The sequence below is a fragment of the Haloarcula halophila genome, from assembly GCF_029278565.1.
Lineage (GTDB): Archaea > Halobacteriota > Halobacteria > Halobacteriales > Haloarculaceae > Haloarcula > Haloarcula halophila.
Genome location: NZ_CP119559.1, coordinates 1,071,450 through 1,087,342 on the forward strand (window position 1 = coordinate 1,071,450; position 15,893 = coordinate 1,087,342).

26 protein-coding genes are annotated in these 15,893 nt (G+C 65.7%); all 26 read right to left on the bottom strand.

Going from position 1 to position 15,893, the window contains the following annotated elements; translation table 11 throughout:
• Positions 1-103 precede the first annotated feature (103 nt).
• Complete coding sequence (locus P0204_RS05585) at positions 104-1,684, bottom strand: hypothetical protein (RefSeq protein ID WP_276222423.1); 1,581 nt, start codon at positions 1,682-1,684, stop codon at positions 104-106.
• Entirely contained in the window at positions 1,681-2,445 is a 765-nt protein-coding gene (locus tag P0204_RS05590) for an ABC transporter ATP-binding protein (protein WP_276222425.1), read from the bottom strand. The genes P0204_RS05585 and P0204_RS05590 overlap by 4 nt, the downstream gene beginning before the upstream one ends.
• 96 nt (positions 2,446-2,541) lie before the next feature.
• Positions 2,542-4,023 carry a preprotein translocase subunit SecY gene (gene secY / locus P0204_RS05595; protein ID WP_276222427.1) on the bottom strand — a complete coding sequence of 494 codons (1,482 nt, stop codon included), beginning with the start codon at positions 4,021-4,023 and terminating at the stop codon, positions 2,542-2,544.
• Positions 4,024-4,029: 6 nt separating this feature from the next.
• A complete protein-coding gene (locus tag P0204_RS05600; RefSeq protein ID WP_276222429.1) occupies positions 4,030-4,518 on the bottom strand; it encodes an uL15m family ribosomal protein in 489 nt (162 codons plus the stop codon).
• Complete coding sequence (rpmD, locus tag P0204_RS05605; RefSeq protein ID WP_276222431.1) at positions 4,518-4,982, bottom strand: 50S ribosomal protein L30; 465 nt, start codon at positions 4,980-4,982, stop codon at positions 4,518-4,520. Before rpmD ends, P0204_RS05600 begins: the two co-directional genes overlap by 1 nt.
• Complete coding sequence (locus P0204_RS05610; RefSeq protein ID WP_276222432.1) at positions 4,982-5,620, bottom strand: 30S ribosomal protein S5; 639 nt, start codon at positions 5,618-5,620, stop codon at positions 4,982-4,984. Before P0204_RS05610 ends, rpmD begins: the two co-directional genes overlap by 1 nt.
• Positions 5,617-6,180 carry a 50S ribosomal protein L18 gene (locus P0204_RS05615; protein WP_276222434.1) on the bottom strand — a complete coding sequence of 188 codons (564 nt, stop codon included), beginning with the start codon at positions 6,178-6,180 and terminating at the stop codon, positions 5,617-5,619. The genes P0204_RS05610 and P0204_RS05615 overlap by 4 nt, the downstream gene beginning before the upstream one ends.
• On the bottom strand, positions 6,180-6,629 hold the full coding sequence (locus P0204_RS05620) for a 50S ribosomal protein L19e (protein WP_276222436.1): 450 nt from the start codon (positions 6,627-6,629) through the stop codon (positions 6,180-6,182). Before P0204_RS05620 ends, P0204_RS05615 begins: the two co-directional genes overlap by 1 nt.
• Positions 6,626-7,324: a 50S ribosomal protein L32e gene (locus P0204_RS05625; protein WP_276222438.1), complete on the bottom strand. Its 699-nt coding sequence runs from the start codon at positions 7,322-7,324 to the stop codon at positions 6,626-6,628. Before P0204_RS05625 ends, P0204_RS05620 begins: the two co-directional genes overlap by 4 nt.
• On the bottom strand, positions 7,324-7,860 hold the full coding sequence (locus tag P0204_RS05630; RefSeq protein ID WP_276222440.1) for a 50S ribosomal protein L6: 537 nt from the start codon (positions 7,858-7,860) through the stop codon (positions 7,324-7,326). Before P0204_RS05630 ends, P0204_RS05625 begins: the two co-directional genes overlap by 1 nt.
• 2 nt (positions 7,861-7,862) lie before the next feature.
• Complete coding sequence (locus P0204_RS05635; protein WP_276222442.1) at positions 7,863-8,255, bottom strand: 30S ribosomal protein S8; 393 nt, start codon at positions 8,253-8,255, stop codon at positions 7,863-7,865.
• 2 nt (positions 8,256-8,257) lie between these two features.
• Complete coding sequence (locus P0204_RS05640) at positions 8,258-8,440, bottom strand: 30S ribosomal protein S14 (protein ID WP_276222444.1); 183 nt, start codon at positions 8,438-8,440, stop codon at positions 8,258-8,260.
• Positions 8,437-8,967, bottom strand: coding sequence for a 50S ribosomal protein L5 (locus P0204_RS05645; protein WP_276222445.1), 531 nt, complete (start codon positions 8,965-8,967; stop codon positions 8,437-8,439). Before P0204_RS05645 ends, P0204_RS05640 begins: the two co-directional genes overlap by 4 nt.
• Entirely contained in the window at positions 8,964-9,701 is a 738-nt protein-coding gene (locus tag P0204_RS05650; protein WP_276222446.1) for a 30S ribosomal protein S4e, read from the bottom strand. Before P0204_RS05650 ends, P0204_RS05645 begins: the two co-directional genes overlap by 4 nt.
• Complete coding sequence (gene rplX, locus P0204_RS05655; RefSeq protein WP_276222448.1) at positions 9,698-10,060, bottom strand: 50S ribosomal protein L24; 363 nt, start codon at positions 10,058-10,060, stop codon at positions 9,698-9,700. The genes P0204_RS05650 and rplX overlap by 4 nt, the downstream gene beginning before the upstream one ends.
• Positions 10,061-10,064: 4 nt before the next feature.
• A complete protein-coding gene (locus tag P0204_RS05660) occupies positions 10,065-10,463 on the bottom strand; it encodes a 50S ribosomal protein L14 (RefSeq protein ID WP_276222451.1) in 399 nt (132 codons plus the stop codon).
• On the bottom strand, positions 10,463-10,801 hold the full coding sequence (locus P0204_RS05665) for a 30S ribosomal protein S17 (protein WP_276222452.1): 339 nt from the start codon (positions 10,799-10,801) through the stop codon (positions 10,463-10,465). Before P0204_RS05665 ends, P0204_RS05660 begins: the two co-directional genes overlap by 1 nt.
• A complete protein-coding gene (locus tag P0204_RS05670; RefSeq protein ID WP_276222454.1) occupies positions 10,792-11,085 on the bottom strand; it encodes a ribonuclease P protein component 1 in 294 nt (97 codons plus the stop codon). The genes P0204_RS05665 and P0204_RS05670 overlap by 10 nt, the downstream gene beginning before the upstream one ends.
• Positions 11,085-11,300, bottom strand: coding sequence for a 50S ribosomal protein L29 (rpmC, locus tag P0204_RS05675; RefSeq protein WP_276222456.1), 216 nt, complete (start codon positions 11,298-11,300; stop codon positions 11,085-11,087). The genes P0204_RS05670 and rpmC overlap by 1 nt, the downstream gene beginning before the upstream one ends.
• Positions 11,297-12,208 carry a 30S ribosomal protein S3 gene (locus P0204_RS05680; RefSeq protein ID WP_276222458.1) on the bottom strand — a complete coding sequence of 304 codons (912 nt, stop codon included), beginning with the start codon at positions 12,206-12,208 and terminating at the stop codon, positions 11,297-11,299. The genes rpmC and P0204_RS05680 overlap by 4 nt, the downstream gene beginning before the upstream one ends.
• Positions 12,208-12,669 carry a 50S ribosomal protein L22 gene (locus P0204_RS05685; protein WP_276222460.1) on the bottom strand — a complete coding sequence of 154 codons (462 nt, stop codon included), beginning with the start codon at positions 12,667-12,669 and terminating at the stop codon, positions 12,208-12,210. Before P0204_RS05685 ends, P0204_RS05680 begins: the two co-directional genes overlap by 1 nt.
• Before the next feature lie 2 nt (positions 12,670-12,671).
• Positions 12,672-13,094, bottom strand: coding sequence for a 30S ribosomal protein S19 (locus P0204_RS05690; protein ID WP_276222462.1), 423 nt, complete (start codon positions 13,092-13,094; stop codon positions 12,672-12,674).
• A 58-nt stretch (positions 13,095-13,152) separates the two neighbouring features.
• Positions 13,153-13,875 (bottom strand): 50S ribosomal protein L2, encoded by a 723-nt coding sequence (locus P0204_RS05695; RefSeq protein WP_276222464.1) that lies wholly within the window; start codon positions 13,873-13,875, stop codon positions 13,153-13,155.
• A 2-nt stretch (positions 13,876-13,877) separates the two neighbouring features.
• Positions 13,878-14,135, bottom strand: coding sequence for a 50S ribosomal protein L23 (locus P0204_RS05700; protein WP_276222466.1), 258 nt, complete (start codon positions 14,133-14,135; stop codon positions 13,878-13,880).
• Positions 14,132-14,872, bottom strand: coding sequence for a 50S ribosomal protein L4 (gene rpl4p, locus P0204_RS05705; protein ID WP_276222467.1), 741 nt, complete (start codon positions 14,870-14,872; stop codon positions 14,132-14,134). Before rpl4p ends, P0204_RS05700 begins: the two co-directional genes overlap by 4 nt.
• A gap of 3 nt (positions 14,873-14,875) precedes the next feature.
• Complete coding sequence (gene rpl3p / locus P0204_RS05710; protein WP_276222469.1) at positions 14,876-15,892, bottom strand: 50S ribosomal protein L3; 1,017 nt, start codon at positions 15,890-15,892, stop codon at positions 14,876-14,878.
• Between the last annotated feature and the right edge of the window lies 1 nt (position 15,893).

Consider the following 15,893-nt stretch of genomic DNA (forward strand, 5'->3'; position numbering starts at 1 on the left):
GTCCGATACGAATTGGATCGAGCCGCTGGGGGGGACCATACAGGGGGATCGTCTCCCCTCGTCGTAATAAATCACCGGCTCCCGTCGGCGACGACCGGCGAGTTCACACCTCGTCGAGGGAGAACCCGTCGAAGCGTCGGACCGCGTAGCTGTAGCCGCCCACCCCGATGCCGACGATGACGAGAAGATAGACGGCCCAGACGCCCGCGAGCAGGGTAGTCTCGTCACTGTTGACCGTCAGATCGACCAGGAAGTGCCCGCCGATCGCCGGGACCAACCCGCCAAGCGAGTAGCCGAACAACACGAACATCGAGGGGTGTGCCCGCTCGACGTTCATGTATTCGCGGCGCTCGAAGGCCGGTACCGCTGCACCGAACCACAGCGCCGTCCCCGCCCCGCAGCCGGCCAACACCAGCGCGTGTGCAGCGTGTGCGATCGCCAGTTCTCCCCCGACGGCGTAGACGTCGAGCGGGAACCCGACAGCCAAGACGAGACCGGCACCGACTGTCGTCCCGGCGACGATTCGGCCACGGAGGAGCACCGCCGTCGATCGCGCACTCGTCAACAGGACGGGCAGTTGCTCCCGTTCGTCACCAAGCGGGTTCAGCCCGAACGTCGCCCCCGCGAGCAGGACGGCCACGACGTAGACGGTTCCTGGCCCGAGCGACACCAACAGTCCCGGGTCGGTCGCGAAACTGGCAAGGAGGCTAAACAGCCCGAACGCCACGGGGAACAGGTGGCTCAGGATCGCCGGGTTCCGCCGCGCTCGCAGCAGATACCGCCAGCCGATCCGCGCCGCCGGCGTCCGATCGAACGGCCACGGGACCGTCCCGCTTCCGGCGGCGGTCCCGTCTTCCTCAACGACGAGCAGTGCGTGCTCGGCACTGGTCGCGACTGCTACACTGAGGACCGCGATAGCGGCGATCCCGACCGCTACTGCGGTGCCAGTGACGGTGACCGACCCCCCCAACGGGGCGACGACGAGTCGGGCGTACGCCTGCAGCGGTGCCCCGGGTACGACGGCTGTCTCCGGATACCCGCTCCCGGACCCCTCGACAGCTCCCCTGACGGCGACCTGTGACCCGACGTACAGCGCCGCCACAGCGACGAGGCCTAGCGTGACTCGTGTCCACCCGCCGACGCCGAGTCGGTGGCCGACGAGACGCCCCGTCGACCCGAGCGCACGGCCCCCAACCAGGGACGCGAATAAGACCGGGAGCAGTCCGACGCCGACGAGTATCGGTGCCAGCAACCCCCGAGCACCGACCGAGATCGCAGCCAAGCCGACGCCACAGAACGGGACGACGAAGACGCCGACCTGGAGGAGTTCACTCCCCGCACGTCCGACGACGACCGCCCGCGGGGCCGTCGCAGTCCGGACGAGCGGTCCGACGCGGCCGAGCTCGCTCTGGCTCATCGCTGTCGCACCGCCGAGGTAGAGTCCGCCACCTGCGACGCCGGCGACGGCTACCCCCAGGCGGCCGATCGGGGGGTCCCCCGCCCCCAGTTCCTGCCCGACAGCCATCGCCGGACCGATCAGTCCCAGCGGCGCGAGGACCCCGAACAGCACCACCAACAGGACCGTCGACAGGAGTTTTCGCGGCTGTTTCCGTATCCCGCGCACCCGACACCGGAGTTCGGTCGTCGCGAGTGCGCGCGCTGCGTGCAGTTCGTGGCGTCTCATCGATCCGGTGCCGGCTGCTCGCTCGTCAGTTCGAGGAAGACGTCTTCGAGGCCCGCGCCGGTCGGCACGTCCGTTCCCGCGGCGCTGTCGGCCAGTTCGTCCGGTGGCCCCTCGGCGACGAGGCGTCCCTCGTGGAGGACGCCGACGGTGTCGGCGATGGCTTCGACGACCGGGAGGATGTGCGTCGAGAGGAACACCGTCGTCCCGCTGTCGGCCAGTTCCGTGACTAGAACCCGCAGCGTCTTCGCCGCCCGCGGGTCCAATCCGCTCGTCGGCTCGTCCAGAAAGACGACCGTCGGGTCGTGCTGGACCGCCTGGACGAACGCGAGCTTCTGGGACATCCCCTTCGAATAGCCCTCGATACGCTGGTCCAGATCGGGTGCGAGTCCGAGCCGCTCGACGAGTTCCAGTGCCCGGTCCGCGACGGCGTCCCAGTCGAGCGAGCGTACGTCGGCCGCAAACTGGAGCTGTTCGCGTCCCGAAAGGTCGTCGTACAGCGGTGGCTCCTCCGGCAACAACCCGATCTCACCGACCAGTTCCGGTCGGTTCCGGCTGTCGACCCCGGCGACGCGTGCCTGTCCGCCGGTCGGTTCGACGAGGCCGGTGAGCATCTCCATCGTCGTCGTCTTCCCGGCCCCGTTGGGACCCAGGAAACCGTATACCGTCGCCGAACCGACAGTGAGATCGAGCCCGTCGACGGCCGTCGTCGAGCCATACGTCTTCTGGAGGGACTCCGTCTCGATCGCTGGAGGACCACTCATCGACAGTCCGTTCGACGGGCTGCCAGGAATGTGTGGCGGTGCGATATCGAGCCGCTTCCGAAAGAACGGCGAACCGCGAAGAAAGAGCGTTCGGCGTTACCCGAACATCTGGCGCATCATCGGGTGCATCTCCATGAGCTGCTCCTCGGCGATCTCCTCGTACAGTTTGTACGTGATCGAGACCGTCAGCAGCAGCCCGGTTCCGGAGACACCGCCGATGGTGCCCATCATGTTCGCCAGGACCGCCAGCAGCCCGACCAGGGCACCGCCGATGACGGTGACCTGGGGGATGTAGCGTTCCAGCACTTTCTCGATGACACCGACGTTCTGTCGGAACCCGGGGATCTGCATCCCGGAGTTGTGGATCTGCTGGGCCGTCGCTTCCGGCCCCATGTCCGTGGTCTCCACCCAGAAGATGGCGAAGACAGCACCGCCGACGAGCATGAACGTCAGGTCGATCCCGATACGGATCAGGATCTGCCAGATCGGCTGGGTCGCGCCCTGGAGCCACCACATCCAGTCTCCTGGGGCCTGGATCGGTGCCAGGAAGTAGAACAGCCCACCGGTGGGCTGGCTACACTGGCCGCCGTAGGTCCCCAGGCCGAAGGGGAGCGTGTTCCCGACCTGGGAACAGAGGATCCGTCCGAGGAACTGGATGTTGGCCTGCAGCGCACGCACGAGGATCATCGGCAGGACGCTGGCGTAGATGAGCTTCACGGGGAAGCGACCACGCGCGCCCTTCACCCGGGCGTTCGAGAGTGGAATCTCGACCCGGACCGACTCGGCGTAGACGACCACCGCGAAGATGAGGATGGTCGTGATCAGCGCCAGCAGCCGCCCGCCACCCGGCGTGACAAACAGCGTCTGGAGTCCCTGTGGTGCCAGGACCGGGCCGATCGCCCGCTCGCCCGTCGCGAACAGGAACCAGGTGTGGAGGATGCCGCTCTGGTTGCCGATAAACGGCGTCGAGAGCACTCCACCGAGCAGTCGCTGACTCACGCCGGCGACGATGAACAGCCCGATACCGGAGCCGACGCCCCACTTGGAGATGACCTCGTCCATGAACAGGATGAGGACACCGCCGACGAAGATCTGCGCGAAGATCAGCCCCTGCACGGCCGTCGTACCGACACCGAGCGTGCTCGCGACCGCCTGGTCCGGCGGGAGGAAGTTCCCGGCGAAGACCATCGGCAGCCCGGTCAGACAGATCATCACCAGCACCAACAGCTTCTGGAGGCCCTGATAGAGGATCTGATCACGGGGGTCGTTCTGGGTGTCGAGCCCGAGCAGGTCGGCCCCGCCGAGCAACTGCAGGACGATCGACGCCGTGACGATGGGCCCGATGCCCAGTTGCATGATGCTCCCTTGCCCGGAGGCAAGGATGGATCCGAAACGACCGAAGATGTTCTGGCTAGCGTCGATGTCCAGCCCGAACAGCTTCACGTTCGTCAGGAAGAAGTAGAGGACCAGCACGCCGGCTGTCCACAGCAGCTTCCGTTTGAACGGGACGTGCCCCTCCGGCCGGCGGACTGCCGGCATCCGGACGAGCAGTGGTTCGGCGGTATCCTTCCAACTCATGATCTGTTACTCCTCGGTGCTCTCGTTGTCAGTCTTCTGGGCCTGGCGTTCCTGCCCGCGCTCGGTCAGTTCGGTCTCGCCGCCTGCGGCCTCGATCTTCTCGCGAGCGCCCTCGGAGAAGTCGTCGGCCACGAGGCTGAGTTCGTTGCGGACCTGACCGGCGCCCAGCACTTTCACGGCGTCAACGTCGTGACCGTCCTCGACGACCTCGCGGACGTCGATGTGGTAGGTGTCGCCGTCTTGCTCGGCGACGCCGTCGGCGGCCAGCAACGCGGCGTCCTCGTCGAGTTCGCGGACGTCGACCGTCTCGACCTCCTCCTGAACCTTCTGGGGACGCTTGAACCCGCTCTTGCCCAGCGGCGGGTGGTTGTGCATCTCGTGCTTGTCGCGACCGGCCGCACCGCGACCACCGCGGTGACCGGCCCCGCGGTTGTTCTTGTGTGAGCCGCCGCCGTGCGTGCGCGAACCGCGCTGTCGTCGTTTCTTGCTCGTCATTATCGCATCGCCTCCAGGAGTTCGTCGATTCCCTCGGTGTCGTGTTTCCCGAGTTCGCCGCCCTCCTTGACGGGATGTTTGACGCCGTCGTGGCCGCCACGTGGCGGGTGCAGACGGAGCGTCGGGGAGAGTCCCTGCTCTTGCAGCGTCGTCTCCTCGGACATGAGCGCCCACGCGAGCCCAGCGATGTCGTCGTAGTCGGTGTTCTCGGCGACCCACTCGTCGTCGACATCGGCGTCACCCTCCTCGGGTTCCGCACGGGTCTCCAGGAGCAGTTCGAGCGTCTCCTGGCTGGGTTCGCCGTAGGCGACGTAGTCGTTGACCTTCGTCACCATGCCGTTGTACGTGTCCGTCTCGGGGACGAGCGTACAGTGGTTGACGTGGTGGATGTTCAGCATCTTCAGCGTGTCGTGGATGTCCGTGTGCATGTTGACGTCGCCACGGATCTGGACGAGCGCGTGCATCACTCGATCACCTCACGCTTCTCGAAGGTGCGCTGGGGGACACGGGCTTCGGCCGTGTTCTGGAGCGCGTTGAACGTCGCCTTCGCGAAGTTGACCGTGGTACGAGTGTTGCCCGACGAACGGGTCCAGATGTCCTCGATCCCGGCGAGTTCGAGCACCTTTCGGACGGTCTCTCCGCCCGCCAGGCCCAGCCCGCGCGGGGCGGGCTGAAGCTCGACTTCGACGCTGCCGGCCTTGCCCTTGGTGCGCAGCGCGACCGTGTGGGGACGGCCACAGCCACACTCCCAGGACCCACAGCCTCGCGAGACGTTGATGAGGTTCAGCTTGCCGATGTCGATCGCCTTCTGGATCGCCCCGCCGACCTGATCGTCACGCCCTTCTGCGTAGCCGATCAGGCCGTCGCGGTTGCCCACGGCGACGACACAGCGGAACTTCACACGCCGGCCGGAGTCAGTCATCCGCTGGACCATGTTGATGTCCAGCACTTCGTCTTCCAGATCGGGAACGAGCTGGTCGACGACTTCCGATTCTTTCAGGGGAAGCCCAGAGTTCAGCGCCTCCTCCATGGAGTCGATCTCGCCCTCGGCAACCTTCTTGCCCAGGCGTGTCTTGGGTTCCCAGCCGTTGTCAGCACTCATAGTTCGATGTCACCTTCCAGTAGTGTCTCCCGGGTCTCGTCGAAGTGTTCCGGGAGGTCTGCAGCGTCGAAGTCGCCGCTGTACAGCGGATCGTCCAGCTGCTCGGCGTACTCGGCGATGTGGGCACCGCGCGTGCGCTGCCAGTCCGCGAGCACGTCGTCGTTGTGCGGGACTTCGAGGCCGGCGTCGATTGCGCCTTCCTGTATTGCGAATACTTTACATCCGGGGGTCGGGGTGTTGAGGCCGATGTCGAGGACCGCTTCCTCGACGCCCGCTTCCTGTGCGCGAAGCCCGGCCAGCAGACCGGTGAGGTACGCCGAGGGCATGTTGCCCGTCGGGGCCTCCCAGCCGTACTCGGCCAGGTCGCTTGAGTGAGCGGACGCGAGCGTGCGGTCACCGTCGGGGCCGACCGTCACCAGCTGCGCCCTGACGTGCTTGTTGCTCTTTCGAGCAACGAGGCGGGGCTTACCGGATTTCAGCAGGCGCAACCGCTGATGGTAATCGGTACGGGCCTCGCGGCGTCGCCGCATCGGCACCTTGTATCGTGGTCCTGTCGCCATTATTCGTCACCGTGGTTTGCGTCGATATATCGTTCGAGATCGGCGACACTGTCGAACTCGCCACCGCCGGCCTTGTCGTAAAGGTCGCGGTACTGCGAGCTCGAAAGCGTGCCGTCGTCGCGGAGTTCGCGCAGCTTCTCGCGCTGTGCGCGGATGCGCGACTCCCATGCTTCCTTCTCGTTCTGTCGTGCGCCGGCCTTGCCCTTCCGGGAACCGGCTCCCTTCTGGTGGCCGTAGGCGCGTTTCTCCTGGCGCTCCCGGGCGCGGCCACGGGAGTTGCCCTTCTCGTCTTTCGCCTGAATGGCGCCCTCGTCGACCAGTTCGCGAACGTCATCGCGGGTGATCGCGTCCGCGATGTCGCCCTGCCGGTCGGGGTTGAACCAGACGCGGTTCTTCCCGACGTCGAGGACGTCTGCCGCGAGTCGCTTCTGTGCGGAGAGATCAGTCATTCCGAAACCTCCACTTCGACGTAGGTAGGGTTGAGCACGCGGATGCCCGCGTCCTCTGCTGCTTCTTCGATTAGCTCGCGCTTGCGAGCGCCGACCTTCGAGGCGATACGGACCGCCTCGACGTCGCCGTCGACGCCGTCGAGGTCGTCGACGTTGTGGACACGCACTTCCTCGAAGCCCGAGGGGTGCTTGCCACGGACCGCGGTCGGGGACCGGAAGCCGGCCTCGACCGTGTCGCCTTTCCCCTTGATGCCGCGGCGCTGTTTCGAAAGCTGGCCACGGGGGCGGCGCCACGAAGTCGAGACGCGGTTCTTCTTGTGGTGGTCCTGACGGTTGAACTGTGGCTTGCCGACCCGGTGTCGCTGGGTCAGCAGGCGAGCCTTCTCGTCGTCGAGGTCGGGCGTCTTGTCGGCGAGTCCACGAGCCTGGAGTTCCGTCTCCACGTCCGCGGATTCGTCCTCGTCGCCTTCCTCTTCGACTTCGGCCTCGGTCTCCTCTTCGACTTCGAGGCCACCGACATCGGCCTTGATTCGCGCTGCGAGCGCGTTTCCGATGCCACTGACCTCTGCGAGTGCCGACTGATCGGCACCGCGGATGTCGTCGACCGTCTCGAAGCCGGCCTCACGGAGCGAGTCCGCTTTGGCATCGCCGACGCCGCTGATGTCCGTCAGCTCGGTGAATTCGTCGTCCGCCATCAGGCGTCACCTCGGTTCGGTTTCTGGGTGATGTACACCCCGTCCTGGAACACCCGGACGTCCTTGTCGTTGACGCGGGTGAGCTGTTCGATGTCCGCTGCGGTCTGGCCGACAGATTCGATGTCGGGACCAGTGAGCGTGAGTTCCTCGCCGTCGATCTGGACCTCGGTGTCGCCGTGGACCGTCGTGCGACGGGCGGCCTTCTCGCCGAGGAAGTTCTCGATGACGACCTCGTCACCCTCGACGTCGACCTGCATCGGGAAGTGAGAGTAGAAGACTTCCATCTCGTACTCCCAGCCCTCGGTCACGCCGTGGAACATGTTCTCTACGTGGCTCTCGAAGGTCCCGACCGTCGAGTTCGTCTTCGCGTCTTCCGCCTCGGACGCGATGACGACCTCGTCACCGTCGACCGAGACGTCGATGTCGGGGTACCAGAGCCGTCGCGTGACGCTGCCGTTCGGACCCTCGACCGTGAGGTCGAGATGGTCCATCTCGGCGGTCACGTCTGCCGGAATCTCCAGTGCTACTCGTGTCATTGTTAGTAGACGTACGCGATTACTTGGCCACCGACGCCCTCCTCTCGGGCCTCGTAGTGGCTCATGACGCCGTGGCTGGTCGTGACGACGAGTGTCCCGTAGTCACGGGCGGGGAGGAACCGCTTCTCCCACTTCTCGAACTCGTCGGCCCCAGCGGAGTAGCGGGGCTTGACCGGGCCACATTCGTTGATGGCGCCTTTCAGTTCGACCTCGAACTCACCGGACTTGCCGTCGTCGACGAAGCTGAACCCGTCGATGTACCCGCGGTCGTAGAAGACCTCGAGGACAGAGCCGATTTCGTTCGAGGCGGGCGATACTGTCTGTTCCAGATGGCCGACGCTCTCGGCGTTGTTGATGGCCGACAGCGCACTGGCGAATGGGTCGTTACCTGTCATGGTTAGTTGAATTTCTTGAAGCCCATTCCCCGCGAGATCTCGCGGAAGCACTGGCGACACAGCCAGATATCGTACTTGCCGACCAGCCCCTGCTCGCGCCCGCAGCGCTGGCAGGATTCGAGCTGGCCGGTCCGTTCCGTGTCGGCCTCGGCGTCGGGCTCGTCCGTGGTTTCACTTTCGCTCATTCGCTCACCTCAACGTCGAAGGTCGACTCGATGAACGCGGTCGCGTCCGCGGGGTCGAGTCGATGGTTCGAGGGGATCGATCGGGACGCCTTGTCGCGCTTGGCGACGCGGTAGCCGGGCCGGACGAGGTTGACCGTCACGTCCAGTCCGTAGATCCCGATGCTCGGGTCGTACTCCTGGCTCGGGAACTCCGTGTGTTCCTCGACGCCGAAGCTGAAGTTGCCGGTGTCGTCGAACTGCGTCTCCGAGAGTTCCGCGAGCGGCAGCGCCGTCTCCAGGAACTCGTGGGCCTCGTCGGCCCGAAGCGTGACCTTCGCACCGATGGGGTCACCCTCGCGGATGTCGAACTCGCCGACGGTCTTCTTGGCCCGCGTTCGGACCGGGCTCTGACCGGTGATCTCGGTGATGATGTCCTCGGCGTTTGCCAGGTCCTGGCCACCGTGGCCGATCCCCATGTGGACGACGACCTTCTCGACGCGCGGTTCGCGCATCTCGTGGAAGTCGGCCGACTCGCTCTCGGAACTCATTCGTCGTCACCTCCGTCGCTCTCGGGTTCGTCAGAGGAGTCGTCGCCGGTGAAGTTCTCGTCGATCACGACGATGTACTCCTCGACGGTCTCGAAGCCGCCGTCGTCCTGGGAGACGAGGACGTTGTTCTGGGATGACCCAGGGGTGACCTGGATCTCCTCGATCGTCCCGATCTCGCCCGCGTGGGCGCCGTCGACGGCGGTGACGAGCGCGCCCTCCTCGTACTCGAAGTGGGCGACGACCTCGTTGCTCTCGTTGTCGACGACGATCGAGTCGCCGCCGTTGTAGGCGTCACCGTCCTCGACGAGCAGCGTCTGCCCGTCGTGGAGCCCCAGCTGAACGTCGCCACCGGAGACGTTTGTCTTGGTGACGATCTTGCCCAGTTTGGAGTCGGCCGCGTCGCCGTCGATCGCGGTCAGCGCCAGCCGACCGCCCTCGCCGGGGAACACGCGGTAGTATTCGTCTCGCTCGGTGAAGGCCATGATGTCGAACATCCCGACGGGGCGTTCCTCGTCGGAGACGGGCGTCCCGTTGATGAGGACGTTGTCCTCGTTGAGGGCGTACCGCGCTTCCTTTCGGTTGTCGGCGTAGCCCAGCACGTCCCGCAGGACGATGAGCAGGGGAACCCCCGACTCACCGTGCGGGCCGGCACCGGCCTTGACCGTGAACGTCGCTGTCTTGCGCTCTACGGGCCAACTGTTCGGCACCGAGAGGCGCTTCTGGTGGTTGCTCATGCTGTATCGTCCTCCGATTCGAGACGCGCCTGCCGCCTGTCGTCTTCGAGGTCCAGGTCGGTGACCCGGACGTTCGAAGTGTCGAGCGGGCGCGGCACTTCTTCGCCGTCGACTTTCTCGAGGGTGACGTCCTCGACGTGGATGGCCGCGTCGGCCAGATCCACGTCCAGCACTTCGCCCTCCTCGCCGGCGTCGTCGCCGCGCAGCACTTCCACCGTGTCACCGGCGTTGACGCGGACGTTGCGCTGACCGTACTCCTCGCGGAGGTCGGCCGAGAGCGTGGCCCGCACCTGTTTGTGCCGCTCGTGCAGCGGCGCGCGTCGTTGACTCGTTCGCTGTTTGTCTGGTTTCTCGCTCATGGTTCTATACTATCATCGTCGCTGCGGAAGCGACACTGCCGAATCGTTCGGCGACCTCACGCGCGATCGGGCCCTTGAGCTCGGTCCCGCGGGGGTCCTCGTTCTCGTCGACGATGACGGCCGCGTTGTCCTGGAACTTCACGCGCGTGCCGTCGGGTCGACGGATCGGCTTTCGCTGGCGGATGACCACGGCTTCGAGCACCTGGCGACGCATCTCCGGCGTCCCCTTGGTGACCGAGACCGTGATCTTGTCGCCCAGGCCCGCCTTGGGGTGGCGGTTCTTGGTCCCGGAGTAGCCGTGGACCGAGATTACCTTGAGCTCGCGTGCGCCCGTGTTGTCGGCACACGTGATGAGCGACCCCTTTTCGAGACCCTGCGTGACGTCAGCGTTGAGCGCTTCCATCAGTTGTCACCGCCCTGTTCGTCTGCGACCACGCCAACGACGACGTGGCTCTTTGTCTTCGAGAGTGGTCGACACTCTGCGATCGTGACCGTGTCGCCCTCCGCGAGGTCGAGACAGTCGGGTGCGTGTGCCGGAATCCGGCTACGCCGCTTCATGAAGCGGTCGTATTTGGGCACCTTCACGTCGTACTCGCGCTCGACGACGACGGTCTTCTCCATGTCAGTGGAGGCGACTGCACCGTCCAGTGTCTGTCCGCGAACGGAGAGCTCTCCGTGGAACGGACAGTTCTGGTCGGTACAGGTCTCCTCCGGCTCCTGTACGTTCAGTCCTAGCGCCATTGTGAATCTCCTGTAGTTTCTGTGCGTCGAGCGGGACGGGCAACGAGTCGTTCGCCGTCGATTCGGACCCGCGTTCGGGACTCGTCATCGAGCGTGAACAGGAACGTCGCCGCGTCCTTCGGCACGTGCCACACCCGGTCGGCTCCCTCGACAGAGAGCAGCTTCGTCGTCTCCATGACGACGCTGCCGCTGATACCGACGGCGTCCGGGTTGGACGCCGCGACGACCTCGACGTCGAGGCCGACGAGTTCGTGTCGTGGGAGCGTCTCGGGGGTCAGTGGCATTATTCGCTCTCCTGAAGGTCGCCTTCTTCGCGTTGTATCGTCTTGATGCGCGCGATGGCCTTCTTCAGTTCCTTGATACGCCCCGGATTGTCCGGCGCGCCACCCGCGGCCTTGACGGCTCGGGTGTTCAGCAGTTCCGTCTTGAGGTCATCGAGCTCTGCCTCCCGCTCGGCGGGCGTCATGTCGCGGATCTCGGTGACGTGCAGGACGGTCATTCGTCATCCTCCTCGTCCATCTCGTCCATCAGTTCCTCGGCTTCCGCCTCGGTCTCCTCGTCGAGTTCCTCGTCGACGGCCGCCTCGATGTCGTCGACGTCGACTTCCTCGACGTCGTCGTCGGTCGGGACGTCGACCTCTTCCTCGACGACCTCCTCGTCGACGACTTCCTCGTCGACATCGGTTTCAGTGTCGTCGTCGGCCTCGTCGGCGTCGGCCTCGACGGGCGCCGCGTCGGCGTCGTCGGGTTCGCCTTCGAGGAGTTCCTCGACGGAGTCGCCCTCGGTGTCCGGGACGTAGTCCTCGATCTCGACGTCCTCGTAGATCTCGAAGTCGTCGGGGAGTTGGGCGTTCGGCGGGATGATCTTGACCCGGACACCGATGGTGCCCAGCTTCATCACCGCGACGCCGACACCGGAGTCGACGATCTCCTCGGCGGGTTCGCCGTTGTGCTTGACGTAGCCGCGGTTGAACTTCTCGACGCGCGAGCGGGCGCCCGTGACCTTCCCCGAAAGGACGATCTCGGCACCCAGCGCGCCGGCTTCCATGATCCGGTCGATCGTGGTGTGACCGGCCTTCCGGAAGTACCAGCCACGTTCGAGCGCGTTGGCCAGTCGGTCCGCGACGATGCGGGCGTTCAGGTCCGGTTCCTCGACCTCTTGAACGTCGATCTGCGGGTCGTCGAGATTGAACCGCTCTTCGAGCTGGGTCGTGATCTTCCGGATGTTCTTCCCGCCCTTGCCGATGACCATCCCTGGTTTCTCGGCTTTGAGGACGATCTGGGTCCCCATCGGGGTCTTGGCGACGTCCATGCCACCGTAGCCCGCTCGGCCGAGCTCTTCCGAGAAGAACTCGTCGATCTGGGTCCGCTGGAGGCCGTCTTCGATGAACTGCTGTTCGTCCGCCATTATTCCTCGACCTCCTCGAGGATGAGTTCGACGTCGACCTGTGGCGTGTTCCAGGCGCTCGCTCGCCCCATCGCTCGGGGTTTGCGGCCCTGTTGTTCGCCGACCTTGTGGGCGGCGACGTGCATGATCCGCATCGACTCGCCGTCGAAGCCCTGATGGTCGGCGTTGCCGACGGCGTTCTCGAGCAGGTCGAGGAACGCCTCGCTTGCCTTCTGCGGGTAGCGACCGGCGTCCCAACCGTCGACCTTGCTCTTGTGACCGACGCCCGAGTTGTGTTGTTTGAACGGAACGGGCTGGTCGCCCTCGATAACCGCTTCGAGGTACGCGACAGCCTCGCCGGCCGTCTTGCCCTTGATCTCCCGGGCGATGGCCTTGCTGTGCTTGTGGCTCATCTGCCGCTCCCGGAGCATGGCTTTGGCCGTCGTGTCCGGGTCGGCGTCGACTGAGTAGCTGATTCCCATGATTACTTGAGCGGTACGAACTTCGAGGAGCGTGTCGCGCCGATGCCGGCCTGACCGTGTTCGACGTCGGTGCGGGTAAGCTGGAACTCACCGAGGTAGTGGCCGAGCATCTCCGGCTCGACGTTGACTCGCTCGAAGCTCTGGCCGTTATGGACGGCGAAGGTCAGCCCGACCATCGCGGGGACGATCGGCATGTCCCGCAGATGTGTCCGGATCGGGTTGTTCGCCGTCTCCTCTTCTTCGGCCTCGCGCGCCTTCTCAAGGAGTTTCTGCTTTTCCTCGGTCAGACCGCGTGTGATAGTTCGCCGCTGGCGTGCGGGAAGCAGTTCCGCGACTTCGTCGAGCTCCATCTCCTGCAGCTCGTCGAGCGTGTGGCCGCGGAAGGAGAAGTCTCCTTCGTGGCCGATTTGATATTCAGAACTCATTTGTCGTCACCTCGGGTGACACCAACGAGGTTGTTGCGCGCGAAGCGTGCAACAGAACTCATTCCTTGCCACCTCGACCGGTTCGCTTCGAGGCGATGTCCCCGACCTTCCGGCCCGGCGGGGCGTTGCGCGAGATCGACTTGGGTTTGCCGGGGTGTTGACGGCCACCGCCACCGAATGGGTGGTCGACGGCGTTCATCGCAACACCGCGGACGCGCGGGTACTTCGTCCCTCGCGCTTTCATCTTGTGGTGCTTGTTACCTGCCTTCACGAACGGCTTGTCGGTCCGACCGCCACCGGCGACGACGCCGATGGTGGCGCGGCACTGCGGGTCGAGCCGCTTCATCTCCCCGGAGGGGAGCTTGACGACCGCGACGTTGCGGTCGTGGGTCAGCAGCGTCGCGTTGACTCCGGACGCGCGGGCGAAGCGCCCACCGTCGCCGGGGCTGGACTCGACGTTACAGACCGGAACGCCCTCGGGGATCTCCGCGAGCGGGAGCGTGTTCCCGGGAGCGATCTCGGCGCTGACGCCGACCTGCAGTTCGTCGCCCACGCCGACGCCTTCGGGCGCCAGCACGAGCCGGTGGTCGCCGTCCTCGAACTCGACTGCCGCGAGCGGCGCCGAGCGGGCGGGGTCGTGTTCGATGTCCACGACCGTTCCGGCGACGACGTCGCCGTCTTCGACCTTACGGTGCTGAAGGTCTGCCTTGTAGCGGTGCGAGGGCGCCCGGAACGTGGACGTCCCGCGACCGCGTCGTTGTCCCTGAATTCGTCGTCCCATCGTTAGAACACCCCGATCCTGGAGGCGACTTCCTGGGCGTCGTCGTCCTCGGAGAGGCGAACGACCGCCTTCTTCTCGCCGTCCATCGTGTTCTGTGTGTTCACGTCGACGACCTCGACCTCGTACTGGTCCTCGACGGCGTCGACGACATCGTTCTTCGTCGCCGCGTCGTCGACGACGAACTGGAGCTTGTTCTGGAAGTCCATGTCGTTCATGGCCTTCTCGGTGACGTGGGGGAACTTGATGACGTCCCAGCTCATCTGTCGGCCACCTCCGCGAGTGCGGATTCGGTAAAGACCGTGAGTCGACCCGGCTGTGCACCGGGTGCGAGGTCTTCGGTGTTGACCTCGCTGGCCGTCGCCACGTCGGCGCCCGCGAGGTTGCGGGCGGCCGTCGACGGCTCCCCGCTCGTCACGAACAGGATCGAGGACGGCCGGCGGTACTTGCGCCCGCGGGCCTTCCCCTGTCCGGCCTTGATCTTTGTCTCGTCTGCGCGCTCGATGTCCGCGTGGACGTCGAGCGCTTCCAGCAAGGAGACGACCTCCTGGGTCTTGACGAGGTCCTCGAAGTCGTCGGAGACGACGACGGGCACCTCATCGCGGTCGAACTCGTGGCCGCGCTCGGCGACGAGTTCGGCGTCGGTGGTCGCCGCCAGCGCCGAACGGACGGCGAGCTGGCGTTCCTTGTCGTTGATGTCGATCGAACGGTCCTTCTCGGCTTTGGGCGGGTGGGCCGGACGCCCTTTCACCGCCTGCGGGACGCGGCGGGCACGACCGTCCTGTTTGGGGACGTGTGCCTGGCCGCGACCGCTTCCGAACGACTCGGCCGGCGTGCGGAGGCCGGCGTACTCGTCGGAGCCGTAGTCCTGTTTCCGGTTTGCCTGTGCGGCGTGGACAGCCTTCTGGATGAGGTCGCTCCGGACCGGCGTCTCGAAGACGTCCGGCAGATCGACCTCACCGTCGGCGTCGCCGTCCAGGTCGTAGCGTGTTACCTGCATAGATTATCCCTGGTTCGATTCCGTGGAGACGTAGCGCACCTCGGGGTCGAGGCGCGGTTGGTCGTTCGGGCGCACTGCGGGCCGGAAGCGAACCAGTCGCTGGTCCGGACCGGGCACCGAGCCCTTCACGAGCGTGTAGTGGCCGTCGACCTCGCCGTAGTTGACGAACCCGCCGTCGACGCTGGGGTCGTCGCCCTCGCCGATGTCGATGACACGCTTGTTGAGTTCGGTGCGCTGGTGGTAGCCGGTCTGACCCTGCTGGGGGACCGTCGAGCGCACGCGGGACGGGTTCCACGGACCGAGGTTGCCGATCCGTCGGCGCCATCCCTGCCGAGCGTGTTTGCCCTTCCGTTTCTGGACGCCCCAGCGCTTGACGGGACCCTGGGTCCCCTTCCCGGTAGTGACGGCACCCACGTCGGCGTACTCGCCGGCGCGGAAGACGTCGTTCATCGAGTGCTCGCCGCCGTCTCCGACGAGGTCGAGCGCGTGATCGAAGCGGTCCGACAGCGTGCCGCCGCCGACGCGAGTCTCCATCACGTCGGGCTTTTTCTTCGGGACGTTCGGGACGTCGTCGGGGACGGTGTGGGTGATCAGTCGGATGTCGCCCAGGTCACCGGCCTCGAGTGCGTCGCGTACCTGTTCCTCTGCAGCGTCCGGGTCGTGGTCCTCCGGCAGGTCCAGTGTGCGATCAAGTTCCCCGTGGAACTCGTCGGTCCAGACCTCCGTCAGCGGACGCTTCCCGTACGGCGTGTCTTCGTAGGCTCGCAGCGCGACGGCGCGCATCGGCGGCGTCTCGACGACCGTCACGGGGACGGTCTCCTCCATCCCTTCGCGGGGGGAGTTGGGTTCGTCGTTGACGAGCACGACGTGTGTCATGCCCGCCTTGTAGCCGGCGAACCCCTGGACGCCCGGCTGGCCGTCGTCGTCGGGCCAGCTGTTGAAGCGAGGCGTCTCGCTCGTCGAGCGCTTGCGCGGGCCGAAGCCCAGCGAGCCTTTGCGTGGTCTGCTTGGTTGTGGCATT

What these genes read in the sequence shown, in the direction of transcription:
- P0204_RS05585 (WP_276222423.1), bottom strand. Translation starts at nt 1,684, where the DNA reads ATGAGACGCCACGAACTGCACGCAGCGCGCGCACTCGCGACGACCGAA.
- P0204_RS05590 (WP_276222425.1), bottom strand. Translation starts at nt 2,445, where the DNA reads ATGAGTGGTCCTCCAGCGATCGAGACGGAGTCCCTCCAGAAGACGTAT.
- secY (WP_276222427.1), bottom strand. Translation starts at nt 4,023, where the DNA reads ATGAGTTGGAAGGATACCGCCGAACCACTGCTCGTCCGGATGCCGGCA.
- P0204_RS05600 (WP_276222429.1), bottom strand. Translation starts at nt 4,518, where the DNA reads ATGACGAGCAAGAAACGACGACAGCGCGGTTCGCGCACGCACGGCGGC.
- rpmD (WP_276222431.1), bottom strand. Translation starts at nt 4,982, where the DNA reads ATGCACGCGCTCGTCCAGATCCGTGGCGACGTCAACATGCACACGGAC.
- P0204_RS05610 (WP_276222432.1), bottom strand. Translation starts at nt 5,620, where the DNA reads ATGAGTGCTGACAACGGCTGGGAACCCAAGACACGCCTGGGCAAGAAG.
- P0204_RS05615 (WP_276222434.1), bottom strand. Translation starts at nt 6,180, where the DNA reads ATGGCGACAGGACCACGATACAAGGTGCCGATGCGGCGACGCCGCGAG.
- P0204_RS05620 (WP_276222436.1), bottom strand. Translation starts at nt 6,629, where the DNA reads ATGACTGATCTCTCCGCACAGAAGCGACTCGCGGCAGACGTCCTCGAC.
- P0204_RS05625 (WP_276222438.1), bottom strand. Translation starts at nt 7,324, where the DNA reads ATGGCGGACGACGAATTCACCGAGCTGACGGACATCAGCGGCGTCGGC.
- P0204_RS05630 (WP_276222440.1), bottom strand. Translation starts at nt 7,860, where the DNA reads ATGACACGAGTAGCACTGGAGATTCCGGCAGACGTGACCGCCGAGATG.
- P0204_RS05635 (WP_276222442.1), bottom strand. Translation starts at nt 8,255, where the DNA reads ATGACAGGTAACGACCCATTCGCCAGTGCGCTGTCGGCCATCAACAAC.
- P0204_RS05640 (WP_276222444.1), bottom strand. Translation starts at nt 8,440, where the DNA reads ATGAGCGAAAGTGAAACCACGGACGAGCCCGACGCCGAGGCCGACACG.
- P0204_RS05645 (WP_276222445.1), bottom strand. Translation starts at nt 8,967, where the DNA reads ATGAGTTCCGAGAGCGAGTCGGCCGACTTCCACGAGATGCGCGAACCG.
- P0204_RS05650 (WP_276222446.1), bottom strand. Translation starts at nt 9,701, where the DNA reads ATGAGCAACCACCAGAAGCGCCTCTCGGTGCCGAACAGTTGGCCCGTA.
- rplX (WP_276222448.1), bottom strand. Translation starts at nt 10,060, where the DNA reads ATGAGCGAGAAACCAGACAAACAGCGAACGAGTCAACGACGCGCGCCG.
- P0204_RS05660 (WP_276222451.1), bottom strand. Translation starts at nt 10,463, where the DNA reads ATGGAAGCGCTCAACGCTGACGTCACGCAGGGTCTCGAAAAGGGGTCG.
- P0204_RS05665 (WP_276222452.1), bottom strand. Translation starts at nt 10,801, where the DNA reads ATGGCGCTAGGACTGAACGTACAGGAGCCGGAGGAGACCTGTACCGAC.
- P0204_RS05670 (WP_276222454.1), bottom strand. Translation starts at nt 11,085, where the DNA reads ATGCCACTGACCCCCGAGACGCTCCCACGACACGAACTCGTCGGCCTC.
- rpmC (WP_276222456.1), bottom strand. Translation starts at nt 11,300, where the DNA reads ATGACCGTCCTGCACGTCACCGAGATCCGCGACATGACGCCCGCCGAG.
- P0204_RS05680 (WP_276222458.1), bottom strand. Translation starts at nt 12,208, where the DNA reads ATGGCGGACGAACAGCAGTTCATCGAAGACGGCCTCCAGCGGACCCAG.
- P0204_RS05685 (WP_276222460.1), bottom strand. Translation starts at nt 12,669, where the DNA reads ATGGGAATCAGCTACTCAGTCGACGCCGACCCGGACACGACGGCCAAA.
- P0204_RS05690 (WP_276222462.1), bottom strand. Translation starts at nt 13,094, where the DNA reads ATGAGTTCTGAATATCAAATCGGCCACGAAGGAGACTTCTCCTTCCGC.
- P0204_RS05695 (WP_276222464.1), bottom strand. Translation starts at nt 13,875, where the DNA reads ATGGGACGACGAATTCAGGGACAACGACGCGGTCGCGGGACGTCCACG.
- P0204_RS05700 (WP_276222466.1), bottom strand. Translation starts at nt 14,135, where the DNA reads ATGAGCTGGGACGTCATCAAGTTCCCCCACGTCACCGAGAAGGCCATG.
- rpl4p (WP_276222467.1), bottom strand. Translation starts at nt 14,872, where the DNA reads ATGCAGGTAACACGCTACGACCTGGACGGCGACGCCGACGGTGAGGTC.
- rpl3p (WP_276222469.1), bottom strand. Translation starts at nt 15,892, where the DNA reads ATGCCACAACCAAGCAGACCACGCAAAGGCTCGCTGGGCTTCGGCCCG.